Genomic DNA, 1,333 nt, shown 5'->3' with positions numbered 1-1,333 from the left:
TCAGCTCTCAAGCCGAGCGATCCACCAGCTGGCACAGTAGCCACGTTCATCGGATCGGCGTTGCGACAAAGTCGCAACATCGTGACCCGGGAACGGGTCCAGTGGACGCCTGGACTACACGTACACACGGTCTCATCTGCACACTCGTAGACAGCGAGCCTGCATTAACCCTTCCCACTCGCACTTACGCGGAGTGGTGCATCAGTTTCGTCGGATTAGACCGAAGTCGTCTGCCCCACTTAAGGGGCACGATTCGATCTGATCCGAGCCATGGACCCACAGGGATTCGAACCCTGGGCATCCTCCTTGCAAAGGAGGCACTCTACCACTGAGCTATGGGCCCACGTCCATCCCGAGGGATGAACAGCGCGTATCGTGTTAGCCTTGGTAGCTCAAANGATGGTCGATCGAACGTGTACCGCGTAGCGCAAAGCGCTACGAGTTAGGGTGGGCCGGGGCGACGCCCCGGTCCCGGTCTGTGGAGGTGATCCAGCCGCAGATTCCCCTACGGCTACCTTGTTACGACTTAAGCCCCCTTGCGGAGCCCAGATTCGACCGACGTTGCGTCGGCCTCATCCGGACCCCACTCGGGTGCTTTGACGGGCGGTGTGTGCAAGGAGCAGGGACGTATTCACCGCGCCCTTCTGAGGCGCGATTACTACCGAATCCAGCTTCATGAGGACGAGTTTCAGTCCTCAATCCGAACTACGACCGAGTTTCGGAGATTAGCGTCCCCTTTCGGGGTTGCATCCCACTGTCTCGGCCATTGTAGCCCGCGTGTCGCCCAGCACATTCGGGGCATACTGACCTACCGTTGCCCGTTCCTTCCTCCAGTTTGGCACTGGCAGTCCTCCTAATGTACCCAACCACCGCAAGGGTGTTGCTGGCAATTAGGAGTGCGGGTCTCGCTCGTTGCCTGACTTAACAGGACGCCTCACGGTACGAGCTGACGGCGGCCATGCCCCTCCTCTCAACGGCTCCAGTAAGGTCATCAACCTGACCTTCACTGCACGTTGTCGATGCTGGTGAGATGTCCGGCGTTGAGTCCAATTAAACCGCAGGCTCCTCCGGTTGTAGTGCTCCCCCGCCAATTCCTTTAAGTTTCATCCTTGCGGACGTACTTCCCAGGCGGTCTGCTTCACGGCTTCCCTACGGCACAGCACAGGCTCGTAGCCTGTGCCACACCTAGCAGACATCGTTTACAGCTCGGACTACCCGGGTATCTAATCCGGTTCGTGACCCGAGCTTTCGTCCCTCACCGTCGGATCCGTCTTCCAGAGGCGCTTTCGCCACCGGTGGTCCGTCCAGGATTACGGGATTTCACTCCTACCCC

General features: G+C 59.1%; 1 tRNA gene and 1 rRNA gene. Both read right to left on the bottom strand.

The features are described from left to right. Positions 1-271 precede the first annotated feature (271 nt). Positions 272-343: transfer RNA gene (locus C489_RS20550), tRNA-Ala, on the bottom strand. Positions 344-479: 136 nt separating this feature from the next. After that, positions 480-1,333 (bottom strand): 16S ribosomal RNA (locus tag C489_RS20545); the annotation flags it as partial.

It is taken from the genome of Natrinema versiforme JCM 10478, from assembly GCF_000337195.1.
GTDB lineage: Archaea > Halobacteriota > Halobacteria > Halobacteriales > Natrialbaceae > Natrinema > Natrinema versiforme.
The sequence above is the reverse complement of the archived record's forward strand: the minus strand, read 5'-3'. Positions and strand labels throughout refer to the sequence as shown.